Here is a 24750-nt window from a genome sequence, read left to right as displayed (position 1 = left end):
AATTCCCGATTGATACAGAATTTAATACGGCCATTATTGCCATATGTCGAACAGTGATCAAGTCGCCACATTCGCAGCGGCCCCCAAGCCGCCAATTCCGGCACTCGCTTACCTGCTGACTGGGTGCATCGCCGTGATCGGCTCGAACTCGCTGGTGCTCGGTCCGATCGCACCGGCTGTGGCCGCATCCTTCGGCACAAGCGTGCCGGCAGTCATGATAGCGTCCGCTGCCTTCGGGCTCGGTACGTCGGCAAGCGCCTTGTTCCTGGCGCGCTACATCGACCGGCTCGGCGCCCGCCGCATGCTGCAAGGGGCGTTGCTGCTGCTGGCAATTGCGCTCGTCGCCAGCGCCGCTGCGCCGACCGTGACGGCGCTGGTCGCGGCCCAGCTTCTCGCCGGCATCGCAGCAGGTGTCGCCATGCCGGCGATCTACGCCAGCTCTGCCGCGATTGCGCCGCCCGGTCGTGAAAGCGGCACCATAGGCGTCGTGCTGACCGGCTGGACGCTAAGCATGGTCGCCGGCGTTTCGCTGTCGGCCGTACTTGCCGATCTGGTGCATTGGCGCGCCGTTTTCGCGGCGGTCGCGGTGCTGGCAGCACTCGCATTGGCGAGCCTGTCTCTGACGTCGCTCAGCGATGTCAGGAAGAGCGGTTCGGCGCCGACGCCACTGGGCGCTTTGGCCGTTCCCGGCATAGTGCCGCTTCTGGTTGCCTGCGCCGCCTTCATGACCGCGTTCTACGGTGTCTATGGCTATCTCGGCGATCACCTTCACAACGGCTTGGGACGGCCGGTCAGTGCCAATGGGCTTGCCGCGCTCGCCTATGGCGCCGGCTTTGGTGCGGCGGCACTTCTCGACGGCGTCATCGACCGCCTGGGCGCGCGGCGTGTCATGCCGTTTGCCTACCTGCTCGTCGCGGTCGTCTATGTCGCGATTGCTGCGGCAAGTGGCAGCTTCGGCCTGACCATAGCGATGATAGCCGTCTGGGGCCTTGCCAATCATTTCGGGCTGAACGTCCTGGTGATGCGCCTGTCGGCGCTCGACCCTGCGCGCCGCGGCACGATCATGGGTTTGAACAGCGCGGTGACCTATCTTGCGGTGTTCGTCGGCACCACGGCGTTCGGACCGCTTTATTCCACATTCGGTTTTGCGGCATCGGCGGTGGTTGCAGCCTTGCTCATGCTGATCGCTGCTGCGGCAGCGGCGTGGCGTTCACCGAAGCTGTAGCGCAGCAAGGCTTGCGTCTCGGTCCGGTCCTTCGATAGATGCTCGTTGGATGGACAATACAACGCTTGAGACAACCGGCGATCCCTTGCCGCACGAGCTGGCTTTTCTTGGAGAGCGGCTTACGGCGTTCAACGACGGTGATGTCGGTGCCTCCGGCAGGAAGACACTCGCCGTGTTCGTGCGCGATGAGCGCGGCGCTATTGTCGCCGGCATCTCGGGATACACCGCCTGGGGCTGGCTCTATGTGCAATGGCTCTGGGTCGATGAAAAACTGCGCGGCCAGCATATGGCCGGCAGGATGCTCGAGGCGGCCGAGAGGGAGGCGATCGCCCGCGGCTGTCACGGCGCCTGGATCGACACGTTCAATCCCAAGGCTGCCAAGGCCTATGAGCGCCAGGGCTATCTGCCCTTCGGCGTGCTTGCCGATTTCCCCATTGGCCGCAGCCGTATCTTCCTGCAGAAGAAATTGTCGGCTTAGTTAGCCGGCAAGGCGTCCGCCGCGCATCGGCCGGGCCACGCCGGTCGTACTGGGGAAGCTGATCGGCAAGCCCCTGAGCACGCGCACTGCCAGGAACGCAAAACACTCCGCCTCCACCGCATCGCCCTTCCAGCCGAGCGCCTCGGCCGGAACCGCTTCGACGCCAGCGCGGCTGGCAAGCATGGCCATGATCGTTGGATTGTGGCGACCGCCGCCGCTGACCACCAGCCGCTTCGGCCGGCGCGGCAGAAGATCGAGCGCCTTGCCGACGGCGGCCGCGGTGAAGGCCGTCAGCAGGGCAGCGCCATCCTCGGCATTCATCCCGTCCGCCATCGAGGCGCCGAAATCGAAACGGTCCAGCGATTTCGGGTAGGGTTTGGTCAAATACGGATGCTGCAGGAGCTTGGCCAGCCGTGCCTCGTCGACCGTCCCGACGCGCGCCAGCGCGCCGTCGCGGTCCATTTCGCCGAGCCCCTTCGATTTGATGAAATCGTTCAGCGGTGCGTTGGCGGGCCCGGTGTCGAAGGCAACAACATTGTCCTTGCCGTCCCACCAGGTGATGTTGGCGACGCCGCCGAGATTGAGCACCGCCGTGTCGCCGCTGGCGTCGGCTTCGCGCAGTAGCGCGGCGTGATAGGCGGCCGACAGCGGCGCGCCCTGGCCGCCGGCGCGCATGTCGGCCGAACGGAAGTCATAGGCGACCCTGGTGCCAAGGATGGCATGCATCAGCTCGCCATCGCCGAGCTGGCGAGTCTGGCCGAGCCGGCCGGCATGCGGGGCACGGTGCAGCACGGTCTGGCCGTGGAAGCCGACGACGCCGATGTCGGCCATGATCAGGCCGTGGCTTTCGACAAGATCCTTGACCGCATGAGACTGCGCACGCGTCAGCGCCTCTTCGGCCTCGCGGAAGATTGCCGGTTCCGGCCCGGTGAAATTCCAGCTCCTTGCCTGGCCAAGCGTCTCTTCCAGCAAGGTCCGGATCGACTGCGGGTAGGGGGCCAGCGTGTAGGTGCCGAAATCCGCGATCCGTTCGCCGTCAGTCTTGATCAGCGCGACGTCGATATTGCCGTCCAGCACGGTGCCGGTCATCAGGCCGACGGCCCACATTGGTTCGCCATTTTTCGGATTCATGACTCTCAGGCTCCATTGACGAGATCGCCGACCGCTTGGCGAAGCGCTGCGATCCCGCTGTTGAAATGACGTGTCGGATGGATCCGGTTGGTGAGCAAGGTCCACGCTCTGCCTTTGTCGAAGTCGACCCAAAGCCCGGTGCCGGTGAAGCCGGTATGCCCGAAGGTTTCGGGGCTGCACAGCCCGCCGCCGGACCAGCCTTCGTAGGGTCGCTCCCAGCCATGGGTGCGGGTTGCCGACAAGGGCGTGCGCATCAGCGCTATCGAACTCGCGGATGCGCCGGTCCCGTCCAGCAGCCCTCGCGCAAAGTCGAGGACCGAAGCTGCCGTTCCGAACAGCCCGGCGTGACCGGCCCCTTGCAATGCCGAGCAATTGTCGTCGTGGACTTCGCCGCAGAGCACACGACGGCGCCATGTGCAATCTTCGGTCGCCGCCGCTTGATCCGGTTCGGCGGAGAACGCGAAGCCCGGACCGGGATCCATTTCGCGAATGGTCTTGCCGGACAGGCGCTCCAGCACGAAGCCGAGCAGGATGAAGTTGATATCGGAATAGACCGGCTCCCCGACCTGCCACTCGCGCTGCAGGACAAAGGCGCGCAACAGCTCGGGATCGCGGCCGTAGGTGTAGATCGGCGCGACGGCGGGAAACGGTGTCTGATGGCCGAGACACCGGCGAAACGTTACGTTCCGTTCCCAGGCTTTTTCGTCATATTGGCGAAAGTCGGGCAGGACCGAAATCAGCGGCGCGTCGAGGTCGATGACGCCTTCTTCCGCCAGTGCCAGGATACGCGGCGTGGTGAAGATGACTTTGGTCAGCGATGCCAGGTCGAACCATGTCCCGACATGCATCGGCCTTATCTTCGGCACGACTTGGGCTGAGCCGATTGCCCGGACGATGCGTTCGCCGTCCCGGTCGACTATGCCGAGCACGCCGCCCGGAATGCGCGACGCAGCCACGGCCGCTTCGAGCGGGGCGAATGCGCGGTCGAAGAGATCATGGTCGATCAATTGCGGCCTCCGTCTGAAAGGCAGCGAGGGGGCTGTCCGTCTGACTCTGCATGCTTTCGGGTGATAATCATCACACGTCCAACCGTGCTCTATGATCCGGCCCGAATTGCTGCCAATTGGCCGGGCCCGGCTCAAATCCCAGCGGCCGTACAAGCGAGGGGACCTGGCGCGTGTCCAGCTCGAAACGTTCATGCCGCCGGTCTATGGAGGGAACGGCCGCGATAAGCTGTTTGGTATAGGAGTGCTTCGGCTCCGAGAGCACCGATCTGGCATCGCCGATCTCGACGATCTGGCCGGCATAGATGACCGCGATGCGATGGGCGATCCGCTCGACGACAGCCATGTCATGCGAGATGAACAGATAGGCCAGCCCGAATTCACGCTGCAGCTCGATCAAGAGCTCCAGCACCCTGGTCTGCACCGACACATCGAGCGCCGAAACCGCTTCGTCGAGGACGACAACCGAAGGATTGAGCATCAGCGCGCGAGCGATGCACAGGCGTTGCCGCTGGCCGCCGGAGAATTCGTGCGGATAGCGCTGCAGGCTGTTTTCCGGAAGGCCGACGCGTTTCAACAGCGCGGCCATTTTCGCCCGCGTTTCAGCAGTTATCCGTCCGCCGGTGGCGATCACCGGCTCTGCGAGGATGCTTTCGATGGTGAGTCTGGGATTGAGCGAGCCATAGGGATTCTGGAACACCATCTGCACGGGAAGGGCGCTCTGCCCGGCGGCGGCCTTGCGCGCGCTGGCCGAGATTGTGCCGCGCGTCGAGCGCACCAGCCCCAGAATCGCGCGGGCGGTGGTGGACTTTCCGGAACCGCTCTCGCCGACGACCGCCAATGTCTCGCCCGGCATCAGCTCGAAATCCACACCGTCCACTGCGTGCACGGCACCGGTGACACGGCTGAAAAACCCAGCCTTGACCGGAAATCGCACTACGAGGCCATCGACCTTCAGCGCCGGCTCGGCAGCTTTTTGCTTTTCGCGTTGCGCGTCCCTGCGTGTCGCACTGCCGCCGGCGAAATGCGGCACCGCATGCAGCAGATGCCGCGTATAGGGATGCTGCGGATCGTCCAATATCTGGTTCAGCGCGCCCTGCTCGACAGCTTCTCCGCTTTGCATCACCATGATCTTGTCGGCGATGCCCGCAACCAGACCGATGTCGTGGGTGATGAAGATCATCGACATCCCGGTTTCCTGCTTCAACTCGGCGAGCAGCGCCATGATCTGCGCCTGCACCGTAACATCCAGCGCCGTCGTTGGCTCGTCGGCAATGAGCAGGCGCGGGTTGCACGCGAGCGCCATGGCGATCATCACCCGCTGCAGCATGCCGCCCGAAAGCTGGTTGGGCGTGTATTTCAGCCGCCGTGCAGCGTCGGGAATACGCACGCGGTCGAGCGCGTCCTTGGCCGCCGCCGTCGCTTGCCGACCGGTCAGGCCGCGATGCAGGCGAAACGATTCCTCGATCTGCCTGCCGATGGTCAGCACCGGATTGAGCGAGCTCATCGGCTCCTGGAAGATCATGCCGATTTCGCCGCCGCGGATCTTCGTCAGTTGCGGCTCGGCCGCGGCGGTCAGGTCGAAAATGCTGTTGTCGGCCCGTCTCAGCTTGATCGAGCCCGCGGTGATGCGGCCGCCGCCATAATCGACGAGGCGATTGATCGACAGCGCGGTGACCGACTTGCCCGAACCGCTTTCGCCGACGATAGCCAGCGTTTCGCCATCGGCGAGCTCGAAGCTGACGCCGCGCACGACCTCATTGGCTTTCGGGTTGCGGCCGAAGCCGACGCGCAATCCGCTGACGGACAGCAGCGGGATCATGCGATCGATCTCCGCATCTTCGGGTCGAGGACATCGCGCAACGCATCGCCGAGCAGGTTGAAACCGAGGATGCTGATCATGATCGCTACCCCCGGGAAGATCATCAGCCAGGGAGCTGTCTCCATCAGATTGCGGCTGTCGCTCAGCATCAGGCCGAGCGACGCAGCGGGCGGCTGCGTGCCGAGCCCGAGGAAGCTTAAGCCGGCTTCGGTCAGCAGTGCCCAGGCCAGCGCCAGCGTCACCTGAACCGTCAGTGGCGCCACCAGATTGAGCAGCAGATGCCGTGTTACGATATAGCCCGCACTGCTGCCGAACGTGCGGGCCGCGTCGACGAACTCGCGCGCCTTGAGCGACAGAGCCGGACCTCGCACGACGCGCGTGAAGATCGGCGTGTAGACGATGGCGATGGCAATGACGCTGGTCGAGATTCCCGGTCCCGCAACCGCGACGATCAGCAGCGCCAGCAGGATCGCCGGGAACGCCAGCAGAACGTCCATGATGCGCATCACCAGGCCGTCCCAGCGGCGCCCGAACCAGGCTGCCGCCAGCCCGAGCACGGTGCCGGCCAGTGTCGCGAAGGCGACCGAAAAGAAGGCCACGATGAAGGACTGGCCGATCCCGGTCATCAGCCGACTTGCTACATCGCGGCCGAACAGGTCCGTGCCCATCCAGTAGGTGCCGTCAGGCGCATGCAGCCGCTCGACCCGGTGCTGCGTCAGCGGATTGTCCGGCGTCAGTCCCAGCATGCCAAGCATGGCAAGCAGCAGATAAAGCGCAACGATGGCACCGCCGATGCGGCCGCTGGTGTGCGCAAGTATAGCCCGCAATGTCGCCATCAGTGCTCGCTTAGCCGAATACGCGGGTCGAGCGCGACATAGGCGAGGTCGACGAGGAGATTGACGATCATGAAGTTGAAGGCGATGAACAGCACGCTTCCCTGCACCAGCGCGTAGTCGCGCTGCAGGATGGCATCCAGCACCATGCGGCCGAGACCGGGCAGTGCATAGATCTGCTCGACGATGACTGCTCCGCCCAGGAGATAGCCGAACTCTATGCCGCTCAGCGTCACGACCGGGATGAGCGCGTTGGGCAAAGCATGCCGCCAGATGACGTCGCGCGCCGAAACGCCCTTGCTGCGCGCCGTCCTGACATAATCGTCGCTGAGCACATCGAGCATCGCCGAACGCGATATACGGGTCACCGAAGCCGCGAAGGCAAAGCCGAGCGTCACGGCGGGCAGCAACAGCTGGCCGAGATTGCGCAGCGGATCCTGCCACAGCGGCGAAAACTCACCCATCGCCGGCAAAACGCCAAACCCCGCCGACAGCGTGTAGATGATCAGCAGGGCAAGGACAAAGTTCGGCGTCGACTGCCCGATCATTGCGACAACGCGCACGCCGAGGTCGGACAGCTTTTCATTATGAGTGGCGGCAAAGATCCCGGCCGGCATGCCGACAACCAGGGCGATGACCATCGACAGCAGGGCGAGCTCCAACGTTAGCGGGAAACGCTCGAGGATGACGTCGAGCACCGGCCTGCCATAGGTGGACGAAATGCCGAGGTTACCTTGGAAAAGACCAAGCAGCCAGCGCCAGTACTGGATGAACCAGGGCTGGTCGATGCCGAAATAAGCTGCAAGCGCATCGCGCTGCTGCGGCGTCAGCAGGCCGGCTTCGGTCCCCAGCATTGCCGTGATCGAATCGCCCGGAACCATCCGGATCGCCAGGAACACCACGATGGACACGCCAAGCAGGACGAGAGGGAAGGTCGCCAGTCGCCGCATCAGATAGTTCACGCGAAGAATGTCCTCTCGTCCGGCATCGAAGCAGCTACTGGATCGTCACCTTGGCGAGGCTGAACAGCGAACCTGTCGGCACCGGTTCGAATCCTGCGATATTCTTCTGCTGTGCCGTGTAGCTGTAGGACGTGTAGAGCCAGATCCAGGGCGACATCTCAGTGATGTGCTTCTCGAAGTCGGCGAAGATCGCTTTGCGTGCTGCCGGGTCGGTCTCGGTGCGGCCCTTCTGCATAAGGCTGTCCAGCGTATCGTCGATATAGTTCGCCACCTTCTGCAGATTGCCGGTCTTGGTCCAGTAGCGGTTGTACATAGTGTAGGGATCGGCCCTGCCGCCGTTCAGCGCGACGGCCATGTCGAAATCGCCCTTCAGCCAGGCGTCGACGTAGACGTTGAGCTCCATCATCCTGATATCGAGCTTCACGCCGATTTCTGCGAGTTGCGACTGGATGACCTGGGCTTCCGCCGCTGCCGTCGGCGGCTCGCCGGTGGCGCCGATCACGGTCGCCGAAAAGCCGTTGGCATAGCCGGCTTCGGCCATCAACCGCTTGGCCTTCCCAATGTCGCGCTTATAGCAGAACAACTGGTTCGGATCGGTCGCCAGCGCCGGGATGGTCAGCGGGCCGGTGATCTTGCCTTCGCCGAGCGAGGCGGTGTCCAGCACTTCCTGCCGGTCGATGGCGCAGGAAATCGCCTGACGCACCTTGAGTTCGGTCATCGGCTTGCGGGAAGGATTGAGCTGCAGCACGTGATAGGCAAGCACCGGCACGCGGTTCAACTGCAGGCTGGCTTCCTTGGGCACCAGCGTGGCGACAAGCGGATCGTTGAGCAGGGCAAAATCGATCTGCTTGGTGCGCATCGCGGCCAGGATCGCCGTCTCGTCCGGCAGCACGCTGATCTCGATGCCGTCGACACCAGTCGCGCCGCCCGCCCAATCCTTGTTGGCGACAAGCACTTCCTTGGAATTCGGATCCCATTTCTCGAGCTTGAACGGACCCGAGCCGACCGTCGTCGTGCCGATCGAGCCGGCCGTGATTTCGCTTGCCGGGACGATCGCCGCATTGACGTCGCTCATCGCCGTCAGGATCGGCACGTCCGGCTGCGAGAGGTGGAACACGACGGTGGCTGGATCGGGCGTGTCGATGCTGGCGATCGAGAGAAAGTTGGCGCGGGCGGCAGCACCCGTCTTCTCGTCGAGTATGCGCTCGAACGATGCCTTGACGTCGGCCGAGGTCACGGCGGCGCCGTTCTGGAATTTTGCTTTCGGATTGAGCTTGAAGCTCAGCTCCTTGCCGTCCGGCGAGAACTGCCAAGAATCGGCAATCGCGGGCGTGATTTGCAGGTTTGCGTCGAGCCGCACCAGTGGCTCATAGATCAGCTCCAGCAGCCGCAGTGAGGAGAATGCCGTCTGCTTGTGCGGATCAAGACCTGTGGCGTCCTGCGACCACGCCATATGCAGCGTCGCCGCGCTCGCCCGCACCGGTAGCGCGGCGATTCCAATCATTGCCGCGAGCGTCATGCCGGAAAGCAGTTTCTTGCCAATGTGCCGTACCATTGTCGTCTCCCATTATCGTTAACCTGATGCCTTGCAGTTCGCCGGACCGCTTCAAAGGGACACACGCCCCGGAACATCGGCCCAGTATCCATGCGGTCTTACACCGTCTTTTCGCCTATCGCCTTGCGCAGGAAACCTCCCGCGTTGGCAAGCGCCTTACGTGCTTCTTCGACGCCCACGCCGGTGATCGTCACCAGGATTGCCAGTTTTACATCATTGCCGGTCTGATCGAGTGCCTGTCGTGCCTGCTGCGCCGCGCAGCCGGTCGTCTGCATCACGATCCTGATCGCCCTGGCGACAAGCTTCTTGTTGCTCGGATTGAGGTCAACCATCAGGTTCTGATAGCTCTTGCCGATGCGGATCATGCTGGCGGTAGACAGCATGTTGAGCACCAGCTTTTGCGCGGTTCCCGATTTCAGCCGGGTCGAGCCGGTGAGAACCTCCGGGCCAACCACCGGAGAGATGGCAATATCGGCAATGCCGGCAATGGTCGATCGAGGATTGCAGGACAGCGCCACGGTGGTGGCTCCCACCTCCTTGGCATAGGTCAAGCCGCCGATGACATAGGGTGTGCGTCCGCTGACAGCGATGCCAACCACCACGTCGCCGGCGGTCAGCTTGATGTCCTGCAGCGCCTTTATTCCCTGTTTCGGATCGTCCTCGGCGCCTTCCGCAGAGTGCATCAGCGCGTCGACGCCGCCGGCGATCAGGCCCACCACAATGTCCTCGGGTACGCCGAAGGTCGGCGGACATTCCGAGGCGTCGAGGACGCCGAGCCGGCCGCTGGTGCCGGCGCCCATATAGACAAGACGTGCCCCCTTCTGGAACGCACTCACGATCCGGTCCACGGCCGCAGCAATATCGGGGATGACCTTCTCGACGGCTGCCGCAACGCCTTTGTCCTCGTCATTGATCTTGCGCAGCACCTCGAGGGTCGGCAACAGATCGATGTCCATCGTCTTCGGGTTCCGGTCCTCGGAAACCAGCCGCTCCAGCTCCGACATCAACCCTTGTTCGACCACTTCGCTTACTTTCAAGTGCGACTGCGAGCAGGACTGTGATGCCCGCGGCAAGCGGCGTCCAGTGCCTGCACCTGGCCGTCGGCTCCGTACCGGCCGTGCCGGTTCTGTTTCGTTAACTTTTTAGAATTCGATATTCCCTCTGTCAACGGAAAGCAGGAATATTATATTCCTTGCCGGGCAAGGCATCACTGGCGGCAGAGCGATTTTCTGGCCAGGATTATGGCTCCCGAAACCGCATCGCCGTCGGCCGGCTTCAGCCGTCGGCGGACGTCGGGAGCGAGCCATGGCTCAAGCGGGCTGGACAAACCTCCGAGCAGCGTAACCCGCGGCGCGCCTTTTTCGAACAGCACCCGCACGAACGTGTCGATCTGCTCGGCAGCGCCCTGCACGATCCGCCGACCGGCCGGATCGCCCTGGTCGGCATGGCGGATCACCATGGGCGCCATGGCGGCATAGTCCGTCGCGCTGGCGCGGTCCATCCAGGCCACCGCCTCGAACGGATCGTCCTTGAAGCGCTGCATCACCTCGGCCAGCAGCGCCGTCCGCTCATGCCGGCCGTCATGGGCTCGCAAGGCAAGCTGCACTGCCTTCAGTCCGAGATCAGCGCCGCTGCCCTCGTCGGAAATCGGAAAACCGTAGCCGCCGACGCGCAGGTCGCGCCCTTCGACAAAGCCGAGCCCGATCGAACCGGTCCCGGCTATGACGATGGCGCCGTCTTGACCCGAATGCGCGCCAAGGCAAGCCGCGACGCCGTCGCTGACGAAGTCGATGCTCGCAAAGGGATGTCCAATGCCGCGAAACGCCTCAAGCGCACCCTTACGGCCGATGCCGGCAAGACCGACGCCGGCGCGGATCCCGGCGATTTCCGCCGCCGCGAACCCTGCTTCTTCGATAGCCGCGCCAAAGGCCTTGGCAACGGAGGCCCAGGCCGCCTCTATACCGAGCCGCGTTGTCGCCGGGCCCGACAGCCCTTGCCCGAGCACGATTCCTGCTTCGTCTTCGATACGCGCCCGGCAGCCGGTTCCGCCGCCATCGACGCCCAGGAAATAATGCGGAGACGCCGCGCCGGAACTCATCCACTTATCCGCTCGATCTGGGCGCCACACAGCCGGAGCTTGCGGTCCAGTTGCTCATAGCCACGGTCGAGGTGGTACACACGGTTGATCGTCGTCTCGCCCTCGGACACCAGCGCTGCCAGCACGAGCGAGACGGAGGCGCGCAGGTCGGTCGCCATCACTTGCGCGCCCTTCAGCTTCTCGCCTCCGCGCACGAGCGCCATGGTGCCTTGCAGCTTGATGTTGGCGCCGAGCCGCATCAGTTCGGGCACATGCATAAAGCGGTTCTCGAAGATAGTCTCGCGCAACAGCGAAGCGCCCTCGGCACAGCACATCAACGCCATGAACTGCGCCTGGAGATCGGTCGGAAAGCCCGGATAGGGCTCCGTCGTCACATCGACGGCTTTGAGTGGCCCGTCTCTCGATACGATCAGCCCGCGGTCGCCTGGCCATATTTTCACGCCGGCTGCTTCGAGCAGCTGGACGACGGATGCCATGTGCTCGAGCCGGGCATGGGTCAGCTCAAGCTGACCGCCGGTGATAGCCGCTGCGACGGCATAGGTGCCGGCCTCTATCCGGTCCGGGATGATGTCGTGCGTGGCGGCGCGCCAGTCGGTGCTGCCCTCGATCAGGATGCGGTGCGTGCCGGCGCCCTCGATCCGCGCGCCCATGGCGTTCAGGCAGGCGGCAAGATCGGCCACCTCCGGCTCGCGGGCCGCGTTGAATATCTCGGTCTCGCCGTTTGCAGTCGTCGCCGCCATCATCGCAGTTTCGGTCGCGCCGACCGACGGTGAACTCAAGACGATGCGCGCGCCTTTCAGTCCGCTCGGCGCAGACGCGACGATCAGTCCGTTTTCGATCGCGATATCGGCGCCAAGTGCGGCAAGTGCGGCGACATGCATGTCGACCGGCCGTGCGCCGATCGCGCAGCCGCCAGGCAGCGAGACCCGGGCATGGCCGAAGCGGGCAAGCAGTGGGCCGAGAACCAGCACCGTCGCGCGCATGCGCCTGACTGTATCGTACGTGGTTTCCTTGGACACGGCAGCGCTCGTGGCGATCGTGGCAGCATGCGCCGATCGGGTGATCTCGGCGCCGTGGAGCCTGACGACGCCAAGCATGTTCTCGACATCGGTCACGTCAGGCAGGTTGGTCAGCTGCAGCGAATAGGGGCTGAGCAACGCCGCCGCTATTTGCGGCAAGGCCGCGTTCTTGGCGCCGGAGATCGTCACCGCGCCCTCAAGCCTGTGCCCGCCGACGATCCGCAATTTGTCCATGGCTCTGACCTAATCCCGAGCTGTCGCCGAGTCTACGATCTTTCATGGCCGAATCGTCGACATGCCGAAGGCTGGGCCGAAACCGCACCGGTCGAGATTTGATGGTTCATTCTTGGCTGTCAATCAGAGACGGAATAATTTATTCCTTGGCTTTGCATTGTCGATGACAGGCAACTGGGGAACGCATGTCCGTCCTGAAGAAGATCGAGGCCAAGCTCGAAGTCATGGCGCCCGGCGACCGCGAGATCGGGCGGTATATCGTCGATAATCCCGACCAGATGCTCCGCCTATCGACGGCGGGGCTTGCCGCCGAGATCGGCCGCAGCCAGTCGAGCGTCGTCAAGTTCAGCCAGAAGCTCGGCTATGCCAGCTATCAGGAGCTTAAGCTCGCCGTCAGCGAGGCCAAGTCGCAGGAATGGCACGTGCCGGCCGGCATGATCCACGGTTCGATCGAGGTCGGCGACAGCTATCTGGTCATCCTGCGCAAGCTGATCGGCAGCAAGCTTTTGTCGATGCAACAGACCGTCGCGGCCAACACCGAGCAGGAAATCGGCAAGGCCCTGGAAGCGTTGAACGGTGCGCGCCGCATTCATTTGGCCGGCGTCGGCGCATCCTCGCTAGTGGCGCGCGATTTTTCCTACAAGCTGATGAAGCTCGGCCGCAACGTGCTGCACGACAGCGACAGCCATGTGCAAATGGCCAATGTCTCGACGCTTGGACGAGGTGACGTGCTGTTCGCGCTCTCCTATTCCGGGGCGAGCATCGAAACCCTGCGGATAGCTGAACTTGCCCGCAAACGTCGCACCACCGTTATCGCCGTCACCGGACTTCGCGACAATCCGCTGAGCCGGGTTGCCGACATTCGCCTCCACACGATCGCCGATGAAGAGCGCGCGCGCTCCTCATCGATAACCGCGCGTGATGCACAACTGACGCTAACCGACCTGCTGTTCATCCTGCTCGTGCAGAAGCAGCCTGACGCCAACGAATACGTCCACAACAGCGAACTGGCCGTCTCGGTGCTGAAGGCTTAGCGGCCTTCGCAGTTTCGCGTAAAGGCACTCAGTCCTCCCCTGGTCCTGCACGCCGCCAAGAGCAAGTTTCGCCCTCTTTGGTGAAGTACCTTTCTTCAATGCGTCGCAACCGCTCTCCTCGTCAGGCGGCCACGGAGTCCGCTGGCGGGCGCCGGTGGCCAATGCGGCGGAACAAACAAATGTTGACAACAGCATCTGTTGTCTGAATATTGAAAGCCTTGAATTTGACGGCCGGATAAAACAATGGACGACCTTGGAGCACAGGAACAAGCGGTTCTCGACCTCATTGCGGCGAACCCATTCGCCGGTCAGCAGGACATAGCAACGGTGCTCGGCATCGCCCGCTCGACGGTCGCGGCCCACATCGTGCAACTCGTCAACAAGGGCTACATTCTCGGCCGTGGTTACGTCTTGCCGACGTCCAAGCGCATGGTCTGCGTCGGCGGCGCGGTGCTCGACCGCAAATACCACGCCAAGAAGGATCTGATTTTCGAGACGTCGAACCCGGTCGACGGCTATCGCAGCTTCGGCGGGGTTGCCCGCAACGTCGCCGAAAACCTTGCACGCCTCGGCGTCGACATAAGCTTCGTCTCGATCGTCGGCGACGATGAAACCGGCCGCTCGCTGGTGCGGCACCTGCGCGATCTTGGCGCCGATGTCAGTCAGGTCATCACCACCACGGAACGGCCGACGGCCGAATATGCGGCCATCCTCAACCGCAACAATGATCTCGTGCTCGGCATTGCCGACATGGAGATCTTCGATCTGTTTTCGTCGTCCTATCTCGACCGCTTCTGGCCGCATCTGGCTTCAGCGACATGGGTGTTCATCGACTGCAATCTGCCGGCTGCGACCCTCGCAGCACTGATCTCGCGCAAGCAGGGCGCGCGCTTCAAGCTCGCCGTCGACACGGTCTCGTCGCCGAAATCAGCGCGGCTGCCGAAGGACCTGACCGGCATCGACCTTCTGTTCACCAACCATGACGAGGCCAGTACGATGCTCGGCATGACGGATGCCGACAAGCGGCTGACGCCGGAGGAGGCAGCGGCAGCGCTGCGCGCGGCCGGCGCTGGCGAGGTGATCGTGACCGTAGGCGCGCATGGATTTGCCGTTGCGACCGAGAGCGGTGTGACGACCATGCACTCCGTCCCGGCCCAGCCCGTCGACATCACCGGCGCCGGTGACGCGATGATCGCCGGCACTCTGTACAAGGTGCTTTCGGGTGAGCCGCTCGCTCATGCCGTGCGCACCGGCGCGCTGCTTGCCACGCTGACTACCGAGAGCGAATCCAGCGTCCATCCTGATCTGTCGCCGCGCTTCCTTGCCGCCGGCATGTACCGCATTCCTGCCTGAAAGCGAGATGATATGAAACCTTCCCTTGTCCACTTGAACGACGAAGTCGCTGCCGCGCTTGATGAAGGCCGCGCGGTGGTGGCACTGGAATCGACTATCATCACCCATGGCATGCCCTATCCGGCCAATCTGGAAACTGCCCGTGGTGTCGAGACGGTGGTGCGTGAAAACGGCGCCGTGCCCGCCACGATCGCGGTAGTCGCCGGCAAGATTAAGGTTGGCCTCGATGACCGTGAACTGGAAGAGCTGGCAGCGGCAAAGGGCGTGGTCAAGGCTTCCGGGCGCGATCTCGCCGCCATAATGGTGCGTGGTGGCTCGGCCGGAACCACCGTCTCGGCGACGATGCGGATCGCCGCTTTAGCCGGCATCGGCATTTTTGCGACCGGCGGTGTCGGCGGCGTGCATCGCGGCGCCGAAGCCACTTTCGATATCTCCGCAGACCTGACCGAACTCGGCCAGACCGGCACGACCGTCGTCTGCGCCGGAGTTAAGTCGATCCTCGATATTGCGAAGACGCTGGAATACCTGGAGACCCAGCGCGTACCGGTTATCGCATACCGGAGCGACGATTTTCCGGCCTTCTACACCCGCTCCAGCGGGCTCAAGGCCGATCATCGCCTCGACACGCCCGACGAGATCGCGCGAGCGATGCTGCTGCATGATGAGATGGAATCCGGCACCGGCATTCTCGTCGCCAACCCAATCCCCGAAGCGGACGCGCTCGATCCGGCGTTCATCGACGGCACAATCGCAGCGGCCGTGGCTGAGGCAGAGAAGCGCGGCATCGGGCGCAAGGAACTAACGCCGTTTCTGCTCGCCCGCATCAACGAGCTTTCGCAAGGCCGCAGCCTGAGGGCCAACATCGCGCTGGTCCGCAACAACGCCGCGCTCGCCGCCCGCATCGCGGTGGCGCATGCGGAATTGAAGAGCGCGACCAGATAGAGGCAGCACCCCGCCAGCGCTACCGGCCTTCGATTTCAGCCCGGCGCGAGGTCGAAGATGCGCCCGGCATTGAGGATGTTGTTCGGGTCGAAGGCTGCTTTCAAGCGGCGCATAGCCGCGATCTCTGCATCGCTGCGCACCAGATGCAGCCATTCCTTCTTGTCGAGGCCGATGCCATGTTCGGCCGAAACGCCACCGCCAGCGCCGGCGACACCGCGGTAGACGACGCTGTATGCGGCCGCCGGATCCACGGTGCGGACCTGATAATGCAGATTGCCGTCGCCGAGATGGCCGAAGACGTAGATGTCGGCGCCCCAGTCGATGGCCTTGATGGCGGCTTCTGTTTCGCGCAGGAAAGTCCCCATTTTCGCCAGCGGGATGCTGACATCGACGCCAATCAGGCCCGCCATCGAAAACAGGAAACGGTTGGCCTCTTCTCGCACCGCCCAGAGCGCCCGGAATTCGCGCGGCGATTGCGAGACGACCACATCGTCGATCACGCCATCTTCAACCGCCTGCATCAGCACCGCGGCAAAACGTTCGCCGTCGCGATCGGGCTCGCTGCCCTGTATCTCGGCAAGCACATAGACGGGCGAGCCGGCGGGCAGCGGCGCCGGCGCCTCCATTCCGGCGATCATGGCGCCATAGAGCGGTGCGAAATTCACCTCATAGGCCGACAGCAAGGGCCCGAGCTTCCGCCTGAGCAGCGCCAGCAACGTGATCGCTGCGTCCAGCGAAGCAAGCGCGCAGAAGGCGTTGATCTCGGTGGCTGGCTTCGGATGCAGCCGCAGGCATGCGCGCGTGACCACGCCGAGCGTGCCCTCGCTGCCGATGAACAATTGGCTGAGGTCGTAGCCGGAGTTGTCCTTCGCCAAACCCTTGAGCGAGGTCAGGATACTGCCGTCGGCAAGCACCGCTTCCAGGCCAAACACCTGGGCCCGGTACATACCGTAGCGCAGCACGCGCATGCCGCCGGCATTGGTGGCGACATTGCCGCCGACCGTGGCCGTGCCGCGCGCTCCGATGTCGACGCCGAACAGCAAGCCGGCCTCATCGGCGGCGTCCTGCACCGTTTGCAGCGGCGCGCCGGCCTCGGCGATGATGGTCGCCGCCTCGCGGTCGAGAGCTTCAACGGAAGTCATGCGCTCCAGCGACAGCACAGCTTCGCCGGGTTGGATGCGAGCGCCGCCGGCGAGCCCGGTCCGGCCACCCTGGATCACAAGCCTCTGCCCCGCCTCATTGCAGAGGCGCAGTATGTCCGACACCTCGCCGGCGTGCGCGGTCGCAGCACGACCTCCGGCCGCGCACCGGTCTTGCCGTCGGGGTCTTCCCTGTAACGCGGCCCGGCCTCATCGGCCGAGACGATCGCCGACCGGTCCAGCCGACCCTCAAGTCGCGAGAGAAGCTCGGCGGTTCGCGAGGAGAGGGCGCTCACGGATGCTATTGGCGCGCAGATAGCGATGCGACGCACGCGAAGACCGGCGAGGATTGCAGGAGCGGCTTGACGCGAATTTCGCTGGAAAGAAAAAGTGCGGAAAACCCGCCAAAAATACAGTCAGTTGCTGTCGCCATGCGCCGCTCCTGTAACAGGTCGACCATAGGCGGGGACCGCGTTTTGTCAAACTATGGCAGTTGGTGACGCCTCCGCCTCGGCGCGGACCAGCTTGATATCGGCGGTCGCCGCCCATACTCCGATATCCGCACGGCGCAAGGCCGCAGCCATCATGTCCGGAAACAGATCCGGCGTGCAGGCGAAGACGGGAATACCAACGGCTGCTACCGAGCCTGCCATTGTGGGATCGTAGCCGGGCCGGCCCTGATCAGTCAGCGCCAGAAGCACGACGACATTTACGCCGGATCGAACCAGCGCTGCCAGTCGCCTCAGCAGTTCCTGGCCATCACCGCCTTCATAGAGGTCGGTGATCAGCACCAGATGCGACTTGGTGGGCCGTTCGATACGGTCGGCGCAATAGGCGACCGCCTGATTGATGTCGGTGCCGCCGCCAAGTTGCACGCCGAACAGCACCTCGACGGGATCGCTGAGCTCTTCGGTCAGGTCGACGATCGCCGTATCGAAGCAGACAAGCTTCGTGCGCACAACCGGCAGCGAGGCCATCACCGCCGCGAAGATCGAGGCGTAGACCACCGAGCTTGCCATCGAGCCGGACTGGTCGACGCAGAGAACGACCTCATCCAGATCGACAAGCCGGCGCTGCTTGCGCATGAAGCCGACCAGTTTCTCCGGCACGATGGTCTTGTGCTCGGGTTGATAGTGGCGAAGGTTCGCCGAAATAGTGCGCTGCCAGTCGATATCGCGTGCACGCGGGCGGTTGGTTCGTCTCGATCGATCGAGCGCGCCGCGTATCGCCTCGGCGGTCTTCTGCTCCAGCTTCTGCATCAGCTTGGCGACGATATCGGCAATGATCGTCCGGGCAATGTCCTTGGTCTTGGCCGGCATGACCGAGCGCAGCGAAATCAGGTCGGCGACGAGATTGACGTCCGCCTCGATCGCCTTGAGGAATTCCGGTTCCATCAGCATCTGCTTCAGGTCCAGCCGTTCGAAGGCGTCCTTCTGGACGATCTGGACGACCTGCGCCGGAAAGAAGGAGCGGATGTCGCCCATCCATTGCGCGACGCGCGGCGCCGACCGGCCAAGGCCGCCACGCCGCTTGCGCGGGTCGGCAGAAGCGGCGCTAACGCCGTCGCCGTAGAGAGCGTCGAGTGCCGCCGAAAGCCGTTTGTCGTCGCTGGAAAGTGCCCCAGACGTTTCGTCATCGGCGCCGATCGCCAGTCGCCAGCGGCGCTCCCTTCCGCCATCAGCAGTGAGCGGGCCGGGTTCGTTCATTTCGGCCTCGTCATCCATTGCCGGTTTCTCCGTTGAGCAATGATCCAAGCAGCCCCAGGTGCCGGCGCCATGCCTCGCCGCCATCCGGCGTCGGCGTCAGGCCAGCCGGCAAGCGCGCGGCGCGGCCGAGGACCGCTTCGATCAGCCGGCGGCGTTCCATGCTGTCCAGATTGGAAAAGACGCGGCGCAGCAACGGCAGGTGCGCGATGAAAGCATCTTCGTCCAGGGATCTGAGCCACCCATCGACCGCACTGCGCAGACCCTCGTCATAAATCAGCCGTTGACCGGCTGTGCTGAAGAAGCCTTCGAAGAACCCGGCCGCTTCAGTGACAGGCGTCCCCGGTGACAGGCGTCGCCCGAGCAGCCCGGCAGCGGCTTCGGCGGACAGGCGACCGGCTTCATACAGCAGGTGTGCGGCGCACCCGGCCAGCAGCGCCGTCGACCGTGACGCCTCCAGCACGACCGCCAGCCCGTTGCGCCACCCATCCAGTACGTCTTGGCCGGGTTCGACCAGCCTGATCGCCTCATTGGCCTTGCGCATCGCACCAACCAGTGTCGCGGCGGCCTGCTCGTCCAGATCGCGCGCAGCATAGGGAAGCGCGATCGCACCTTCGACGATCAGCCGCTCCATGAGGCCGGACAGCCGGTCCGTCTGCGTTTTGCGGGCCTCGCCGTAGCGGATGATTTCGGCGAGCGGCGGCACCGACGCCAGGATCTCCAGGCATTCACTGCTGCGCGCCGCGCGTGCCTCCAACGCCGTGAGGCCGGCAGTAGATGCTTCCGACAAGTTTGCCGTGATGGCGCTCTGGACCAGTCCCGCAAGCGTATCGAGCGTCGCCGCAGCATTGATCATCTGGATCAGGCGACCGTTGGCAGCCTTTTCGATGATCGGACCGTAAATCAGGTTCTCGACCAGACGAACGGCATATTCCGGTTCCCACGCTAGGGTCCACCGCTCGCGGAAGGTGCCACGGCTGCGACCGGCATCGGTCAGTCTGCCCCAATGCACACCGAGCACGTTCAGCCGATGCAGCAATGTCGAGCGGAACAGCCCGCTTTCGCTTCGCAGGTCGACCGACAGTTCCCGTTCAGCGCCTCAGGCTTCAGGCGCGCCGCCCTCTGGTTACGCTGGAGATCCTCGATCAGCGGCGCCAGCGGTGTGTCGGGCGGAATTTCCCCGACGTCCGAACCCAGAAGCAGCTCGGCCTCAACCAGCCTCCACAGCAACGCTTCGCCGTTGAAGAGGGCCGCAATCGCGGCGTCGCGCAATTCCTCAAACCCGGGTTTCGGCCGCTCGCGAATGGCGGCAAGCGTCCGGGCGAGCCGCTCCGCTTCGATCAGCGAGGCGGTCGAGATCAGGTGACCCTTCGCCCGCAGCACGGCGGCGATCGTCGCAAGCCACAGGGTCGCCACATCGCGCCGGCCGCGCGTGCGCCAGAGATGCTTACACCAGCCCGGTGCGACGACGCCCGCGCCATAGCCGTATCCCAGCGCCAGGCGCGGTCCCGTCCACGGTGCCCATGTCATTGTGGTCTTGCGCCGCGCAATTCCCTTGATCAAGACCTGATCGTTTTTTTGAGTGTGGGTGGTCTGCAGCGCCGGCACATGCCATGCCCCGCAGACGACGGCGATCGGCCCGTCGAACTCCTTGCGCGCCGCGGCGATTTCGAGCCGCATATGCGCCTCGCGTTTTGCTTCGAGCTGCGCGATCGGACCCTCGCCATCCCGCAGTGTCGTCATCGCATCGGCGATGGCGGCAAATATGGGGCCGGGTTCCGGGTTCTGTTCAATGATGTCCGACCACCAGCTTTCTCCATCCTCATAACCGGCGGCGTGCGCCAGCATGGCTATCGGATCACGCGGTAGCGGAGCCGCGTCACCATTCTCGGGGGCTTGGATAGCTTCGGTCGCATCGGCGTCCTCCGCGCCACCGATCGCAGCAGTGGTGAACCGTGCCGATGACGGCAGGTCGATAAACTGCAACGTCGCCTTATTGCCCACAGCCCAAAGCACCGCCTGGTATTCGGGCGAGAACTCGGCGAAAGGCCAGAAGCTTGTCGAAGCCGGATCCTCCTCCGGATAGCAAAGGAGCGCCACCGGCGGCTGCATTTCGGGGCGGGCCAGCATGGGCAGAAGCTCAGAGGCGTCGATCGGCCCCTCGATCAGCACGGCGACCGGGTTCAAATCCTGCAGTGCCTGCACCAGGCTGTCGGCGGAACCCGGCCCGTGATGGCGTATCCCGAAATAGGCAATGTCGCCGTGGCCCATGGCGTCAGATCGCTGCGTTCAGCGCCGCGTAATAGCCGGCATAGTCGGGCCGCTTCTTGAGCACCGTTTCCAGATATTCCTCCAGCACCACCTTGTCCTGCACCGGATCCTTCACGATCGCGCCGACAAGGCTGGCGGCGAGACCTTCGGCGCCGAGCTTGCCACTGTCGAACCACGCCGCCTGGCTGAGCCCGCCAACCATCGTGGCGATCGCTTCTGCGGTCGACAGCGAGCCGGAAGGCGTCTTCAGCGTCACCTTGCCGTCGGCAGTCGCGCCGGAGCGCAATTCGCGGAAGATGGTCAGCACACGGGCGATCTCCTCGCCGACGTTTTTCGGCACCGGCAGGTCGAGTCCGCCAGCCATCTCGTCGACCCGTTTGGAGACGATCGCCACCTCTTCGGCCATGTCTTCCGGCAATGGCAGCACCACGACATTGAAGCGACGCTTGAGCGCCGAGGAGAGCTCGTTGACACCTTTGTCGCGGTTGTTTGCCGTGGCGATAATGTTGAAGCCGCGCTGGGCGTAGATCGAGGTGTTCAATTCCGGGATCGGCATCATCTTTTCGGAAAGCACGGTGATCAGCGTGTCCTGCACGTCCGAGCCCATGCGGGTCAGTTCCTCCAGCCGGCAGAGCTTGGCGTTCTACATGGCTCGGTAGAGCGGCGTCGGCACCAACGCTTCCTGGCTCGGGCCCTTTGCCAGTAGCTGCGCATAGTTCCAGCCATAGCGGATCTGGTTCTCGTCGGTGCCGGCCGTGCACTGCACGATCAGCGTCGAGTCGCCCATGATGGCGGCGGCAAGATGTTCCGACACCCAGGACTTGGCGGTTCCGGGAACGCCGAGCAGCAAGAGTGCTCGGTCGGTGGCGAGCGTCGCTACCGCGGTTTCCATCAACCGGCGGCGACCGACATATTTTGGCGTTACCAAGGTGCCGTCACCGGCCTTCCCGCCTGGCAGATAGGTCAGCACAGCCTGTGGCGACAGGCTCCAGCCGGCAGGCCTCTGCCGATCGTCATCGCGCGCCAGCGCCTGCAATTCCGAAGCGTAGGCCTGCTCGACCGGGAGGCGGATGGCTGCGTTCATTTTGCTGTTCTCCGGATTGGTCATGTGTTGGTTCCAGGCCCCGCCAGTGATGTGTTGAGACGTAGAAGCCCGAGTGAAGGAGCCGCGGGCGGCACGCCCGCCGCGGCCATGTCGTCGATCAATTTCGCTGCCGTGGTCGCGGTGGCAAGGAAGCCGATCGTCTCCAGTACATCGTCGAGACCCCGCCGCGCGGCGTCGTCTTTTCCGCCGGCGGCGGAACGCAGTGCGGCGAGCGCCTGTCCATTCGTCAGGTCGTCCCATTCCAACCAGTCGGCATCGATGCCTTCCGCCAGGTTGATCATGCCAAGATAAGTCGTCTCCTTGAGGATCAGCCTGATGAGGACACGCTTTCTGCGGCTGTCCAGGCGGGGAATGAGGTGAAGCACGAACAGTGCCGGTTTGCCGCCTTCGGCGATAAGCGTATCCGCCATCTGCGTAAGGGCGGCTTCGCTCCCTGAGGCGGCGACCATTCGTGCGATCAGGATGTCGGCTTTATTGTCGGCGCCGAATTGCCAGCCTCCTATGAATTCGGCTTCCGTAGTGTTGAACCGTTCGGTAAGGTCGACGAGGTTGCATATCTCGAACAGTTCGGCGCGGCGTTGCTCCTGCGCTTGGGATTTTAGTTTTGCCGGAGTGTAGATCGTCCGGCGGCGGATGAAGCCCGATCTGCCTTCAGTGATAAGGGCGGCGAGCTCGGCTACGGGATCGTCCGGTCCACCGTCGCTCGGGCGAACGTGCTCTCCTAATCTTGCCAGCAGCCGGCCAGCCAGTTCGCGCACCTTGCCGGACCTGTCGACGGAAAGGCTTTTCAGGAAAGGCGCGTCCTCGGCACTCAGGCCGAAGCGCATAAGCTCGACCAGCGCAAGCCTGACTTCCGCCGGTTCGCCCGACGCCTTGGCTTCGATCAACATTCGAGCCGATGTCGGGTCGGTACGGCGCATATCGGCAAGGGCCAAGCGTCGCGCGGCGGGATAGAACTCATCCCAGTTTTCCGCCGTCAGTTTCTCTCGTGGGGCATGTCTTTCCCCGTCCACGCTTGCTTGCCAGTCTACCCATGGTGCGTAGACGTCAGGACAGGTCTGATCCGAGGGCATCCAGTCCATGGGATGGAGCACAAAGCCGCGGCTGGCGACGAGCGCCGCCACGCGTGTCTTTCGCCTCGCGTCGGCGGCGTGCTTCAGAGCGGCTCTCAACAACGGGCGAAATCGTGCCGGCAGAATGGGCAGGACAAGTCTGGGCAGCGGCGGACGACGATTGAGTGTCGTCGGCGCGGCCGGCCGCAGCGCGACGTCGAGCGCTTGTGCTGCGATTGCCAGGAGCCGGCGCTCCTGTTCGTCGGGACTTGCACTGCCGGCGATTGCCTTCCATCCGGCCGGAGCCAGATCGAACGTAGCACCGCCGGTGATCCAGCAATCGCGCATTGCCGCCAGGCCTGTTTGCTCGCTTTCGTTCACGCCAGATCAAGCCTCCCAAACTCGCTTTGCGCCGCCAGAAGCTCAAGCCGGGCGCCGTTCCAGAGCGCTGCCGTGGCCGCAAGGTCGAGGCCGAGCAAGGTTTGATCTACCGCGCCGGCGATCGGCAAGGCGATCTCCTGCGGTTCATCCTCCGCCTGCCACCATGCCATGCCCCGATCGTCGAGCAGGATAGCGCCGGGCGGCAGCATGAGGGGACAATCGGCGATCCAGGGCGCGGCGTCCTGATGGGAAGCATGCGTGGCGAGCGGATCCTTCGCGGTGCCAAAAGCAAAATCGGGCCACGCGCCGGGCGCAACTTCCCCCATGCGCTCCGCCACCAGGGCGCGGAGCGGCATGCGTGATGGATAAAACACCAGTCGGGCATTGAAACGGTCGCCTGGTGCAAAAGCGTTGGACCGGCGCCCGGCCGAAGCCGGGAAAAAGTCGAGCAGCACGGCAAATTGCGGGGTGGCGCTCTTCAAATCGAGCAGCCAGGTCGAATGGCTGACCAGACCATCGCGGCGGCTCTCGATCTTCTCGCCGAGAACTTCCCAGAGGCTTTCAACCTGTCTTGCATCCGGACTGCTGAGAACCTGTTCGCGGGGTTCAGACGTCGATACGAGGCGCTTCAGCTCGGGGTCGTCGGGCGCCGCCCGCCACGCCTTTGCCAGCAGCACGAGCTTGCCGAGCTCGCGGATTGCCGCATCAGACCGTTCCTCGCTGCGCAGCCCCATCAGCCGCGACGGAATCTCGTCGATACGGCCGGCGAGCGCGGCTGCCTTCATATCGACCAGCCGCGCAGCAATCCGCCGGCAACGGTCGCTGCTGGCGTCGACAAACCCGGACAGACCGAGCCGTAACTGGTCGGCAATCCACTGGTCAAGCTCATCGAGCCCAGCCGACACTGCTTCTCGTGTGCTTTCCGCCCGCTTGCGCTGCGCCGCCTCGCGACGCTCCAGCGCCGCGATATCTTCAACGGCGGTGCTCTCGTCTGCTTGTGCGGCTTCGCCGATGCGCTTGGCTTCCGCGCCGGGTACCGGTTGCGCCGGCTGTGGCGTTGTCTTCCTGCGTCGGCCAAGCCAGTCATTCACCCATTCCGGCGTGGTATTGGCAGCGGCAAAACTGGCTGGCGCGGTGGCAGCAATCCACATCAGGGCCAGCGTGTGCTTGCATGGGAATTTGCGCGAGGGACAGGTGCATTTGTAGCCGTGATCGCCCGTGTCGACCACCACTCGATAAGGATTGGAGCCGGAGCCCTGGCATTCGCCCCAGATGAGCGCCTGCTGCTCATGCTTTTCGAGCCGCGGCCAGTTCGTTCGTTTGGTGAGCTTGGAGGCGGCGCTCAGCGACGCCTGATCGGGAGCAAGCGCCTCAATGGTTTTCAGATCGAATTCCAAGCCGCGTTTCTC

The 24750-nt window shown here is 63.9% G+C and carries 17 protein-coding genes and 3 pseudogenes; 5 read left to right on the top strand and 15 right to left on the bottom strand.

Annotated features, from left to right (window positions below; genetic code table 11):
• Positions 1-43 precede the first annotated feature (43 nt).
• Both NKH70_RS04400 and NKH70_RS04395 read left to right on the top strand, forming a co-directional pair.
• Positions 44-1225: an MFS transporter gene (locus NKH70_RS04400; RefSeq protein ID WP_352717823.1), complete on the top strand. Its 1182-nt coding sequence runs from the start codon at positions 44-46 to the stop codon at positions 1223-1225.
• Between the two features lie 49 nt (positions 1226-1274).
• Positions 1275-1703 (top strand): GNAT family N-acetyltransferase, encoded by a 429-nt coding sequence (locus NKH70_RS04395; protein WP_352717825.1) that lies wholly within the window; start codon positions 1275-1277, stop codon positions 1701-1703.
• Here NKH70_RS04395 and NKH70_RS04390 read toward each other — a convergent pair whose 3' ends face one another.
• The 9 genes from NKH70_RS04390 to murA all read right to left on the bottom strand — a co-directional run bounded on the left by NKH70_RS04390 (position 1704) and on the right by murA (position 12361).
• Positions 1704-2834, bottom strand: coding sequence for an anhydro-N-acetylmuramic acid kinase (locus NKH70_RS04390; RefSeq protein WP_352717827.1), 1131 nt, complete (start codon positions 2832-2834; stop codon positions 1704-1706).
• Between the two features lie 5 nt (positions 2835-2839).
• Positions 2840-3841: a serine hydrolase domain-containing protein gene (locus NKH70_RS04385; protein WP_352912850.1), complete on the bottom strand. Its 1002-nt coding sequence runs from the start codon at positions 3839-3841 to the stop codon at positions 2840-2842.
• Between the two features lie 70 nt (positions 3842-3911).
• On the bottom strand, positions 3912-5660 hold the full coding sequence (locus NKH70_RS04380) for an ABC transporter ATP-binding protein (RefSeq protein WP_352717831.1): 1749 nt from the start codon (positions 5658-5660) through the stop codon (positions 3912-3914).
• The gene (locus tag NKH70_RS04375; RefSeq protein ID WP_352717833.1) at positions 5657-6496 is read right to left on the bottom strand and encodes an ABC transporter permease; all 840 of its coding nucleotides are present in this window, start codon (positions 6494-6496) and stop codon (positions 5657-5659) included. Before NKH70_RS04375 ends, NKH70_RS04380 begins: the two co-directional genes overlap by 4 nt.
• Positions 6496-7455 (bottom strand): ABC transporter permease, encoded by a 960-nt coding sequence (locus NKH70_RS04370; RefSeq protein WP_352717834.1) that lies wholly within the window; start codon positions 7453-7455, stop codon positions 6496-6498. The genes NKH70_RS04375 and NKH70_RS04370 overlap by 1 nt, the downstream gene beginning before the upstream one ends.
• 34 nt (positions 7456-7489) lie before the next feature.
• Entirely contained in the window at positions 7490-9010 is a 1521-nt protein-coding gene (locus tag NKH70_RS04365) for an ABC transporter substrate-binding protein (RefSeq protein ID WP_352717836.1), read from the bottom strand.
• Positions 9011-9108: 98 nt separating this feature from the next.
• Positions 9109-10032, bottom strand: a complete 924-nt coding sequence (murQ, locus tag NKH70_RS04360; RefSeq protein WP_352912930.1) for an N-acetylmuramic acid 6-phosphate etherase — start codon at positions 10030-10032, stop codon at positions 9109-9111.
• 185 nt (positions 10033-10217) lie between these two features.
• Positions 10218-11108: a glucosamine kinase nucleotide-binding domain-containing protein gene (locus NKH70_RS04355; protein ID WP_352717838.1), complete on the bottom strand. Its 891-nt coding sequence runs from the start codon at positions 11106-11108 to the stop codon at positions 10218-10220.
• Entirely contained in the window at positions 11105-12361 is a 1257-nt protein-coding gene (gene murA, locus NKH70_RS04350) for a UDP-N-acetylglucosamine 1-carboxyvinyltransferase (RefSeq protein ID WP_352912849.1), read from the bottom strand. Before murA ends, NKH70_RS04355 begins: the two co-directional genes overlap by 4 nt.
• Before the next feature lie 185 nt (positions 12362-12546).
• Here murA and NKH70_RS04345 point away from each other — a divergent pair, with 185 nt between their 5' ends.
• The 3 genes from NKH70_RS04345 to NKH70_RS04335 all read left to right on the top strand — a co-directional run bounded on the left by NKH70_RS04345 (position 12547) and on the right by NKH70_RS04335 (position 15690).
• Positions 12547-13395 carry a MurR/RpiR family transcriptional regulator gene (locus NKH70_RS04345; protein ID WP_352717842.1) on the top strand — a complete coding sequence of 283 codons (849 nt, stop codon included), beginning with the start codon at positions 12547-12549 and terminating at the stop codon, positions 13393-13395.
• A gap of 243 nt (positions 13396-13638) precedes the next feature.
• Positions 13639-14748 carry a carbohydrate kinase gene (locus NKH70_RS04340; protein WP_352717844.1) on the top strand — a complete coding sequence of 370 codons (1110 nt, stop codon included), beginning with the start codon at positions 13639-13641 and terminating at the stop codon, positions 14746-14748.
• A 12-nt stretch (positions 14749-14760) separates the two neighbouring features.
• Positions 14761-15690 (top strand): pseudouridine-5'-phosphate glycosidase, encoded by a 930-nt coding sequence (locus tag NKH70_RS04335; RefSeq protein ID WP_352717845.1) that lies wholly within the window; start codon positions 14761-14763, stop codon positions 15688-15690.
• 35 nt (positions 15691-15725) lie between these two features.
• Here the strand turns inward: NKH70_RS04335 and NKH70_RS04330 are convergent.
• The 6 genes and pseudogenes from NKH70_RS04330 to NKH70_RS04305 form a co-directional block, all read right to left on the bottom strand.
• Positions 15726-17125, bottom strand: a pseudogene (locus NKH70_RS04330) (FAD-binding oxidoreductase).
• 183 nt (positions 17126-17308) lie between these two features.
• Positions 17309-18553 carry a VWA domain-containing protein gene (locus NKH70_RS04325; protein ID WP_352717847.1) on the bottom strand — a complete coding sequence of 415 codons (1245 nt, stop codon included), beginning with the start codon at positions 18551-18553 and terminating at the stop codon, positions 17309-17311.
• A pseudogene (locus NKH70_RS04320) lies at positions 18546-20803 on the bottom strand (DUF5682 family protein). Before NKH70_RS04320 ends, NKH70_RS04325 begins: the two are co-directional and overlap by 8 nt.
• A gap of 4 nt (positions 20804-20807) precedes the next feature.
• A pseudogene (locus tag NKH70_RS04315) lies at positions 20808-21887 on the bottom strand (ATP-binding protein).
• A gap of 20 nt (positions 21888-21907) precedes the next feature.
• A complete protein-coding gene (locus NKH70_RS04310; protein ID WP_352717848.1) occupies positions 21908-23341 on the bottom strand; it encodes a DUF5691 domain-containing protein in 1434 nt (477 codons plus the stop codon).
• Positions 23338-24738: an SWIM zinc finger family protein gene (locus NKH70_RS04305; protein ID WP_352717850.1), complete on the bottom strand. Its 1401-nt coding sequence runs from the start codon at positions 24736-24738 to the stop codon at positions 23338-23340. Before NKH70_RS04305 ends, NKH70_RS04310 begins: the two co-directional genes overlap by 4 nt.
• Between the last annotated feature and the right edge of the window lie 12 nt (positions 24739-24750).

Source organism: Mesorhizobium sp. M0991 (assembly GCF_040318915.1).
GTDB lineage: Bacteria > Pseudomonadota > Alphaproteobacteria > Rhizobiales > Rhizobiaceae > Mesorhizobium.
Note: the sequence above shows the minus strand (reverse complement) of the source record. Positions and strands in the feature narration are given on the sequence as shown.

Coding starts and splice junctions, on each gene's coding strand:
- NKH70_RS04390 (WP_352717827.1), bottom strand. CDS start 2,834: ATGAATCCGAAAAATGGCGAACCAATGTGGGCCGTCGGCCTGATGACC.
- NKH70_RS04400 (WP_352717823.1), top strand. CDS start 44: ATGTCGAACAGTGATCAAGTCGCCACATTCGCAGCGGCCCCCAAGCCG.
- murA (WP_352912849.1), bottom strand. CDS start 12,361: ATGGACAAATTGCGGATCGTCGGCGGGCACAGGCTTGAGGGCGCGGTG.
- NKH70_RS04335 (WP_352717845.1), top strand. CDS start 14,761: ATGAAACCTTCCCTTGTCCACTTGAACGACGAAGTCGCTGCCGCGCTT.
- NKH70_RS04325 (WP_352717847.1), bottom strand. CDS start 18,553: ATGGATGACGAGGCCGAAATGAACGAACCCGGCCCGCTCACTGCTGAT.
- NKH70_RS04395 (WP_352717825.1), top strand. CDS start 1,275: ATGGACAATACAACGCTTGAGACAACCGGCGATCCCTTGCCGCACGAG.
- NKH70_RS04355 (WP_352717838.1), bottom strand. CDS start 11,108: ATGAGTTCCGGCGCGGCGTCTCCGCATTATTTCCTGGGCGTCGATGGC.
- NKH70_RS04365 (WP_352717836.1), bottom strand. CDS start 9,010: ATGGTACGGCACATTGGCAAGAAACTGCTTTCCGGCATGACGCTCGCG.
- NKH70_RS04375 (WP_352717833.1), bottom strand. CDS start 6,496: ATGGCGACATTGCGGGCTATACTTGCGCACACCAGCGGCCGCATCGGC.
- NKH70_RS04345 (WP_352717842.1), top strand. CDS start 12,547: ATGTCCGTCCTGAAGAAGATCGAGGCCAAGCTCGAAGTCATGGCGCCC.
- NKH70_RS04380 (WP_352717831.1), bottom strand. CDS start 5,660: ATGATCCCGCTGCTGTCCGTCAGCGGATTGCGCGTCGGCTTCGGCCGC.
- NKH70_RS04340 (WP_352717844.1), top strand. CDS start 13,639: ATGGACGACCTTGGAGCACAGGAACAAGCGGTTCTCGACCTCATTGCG.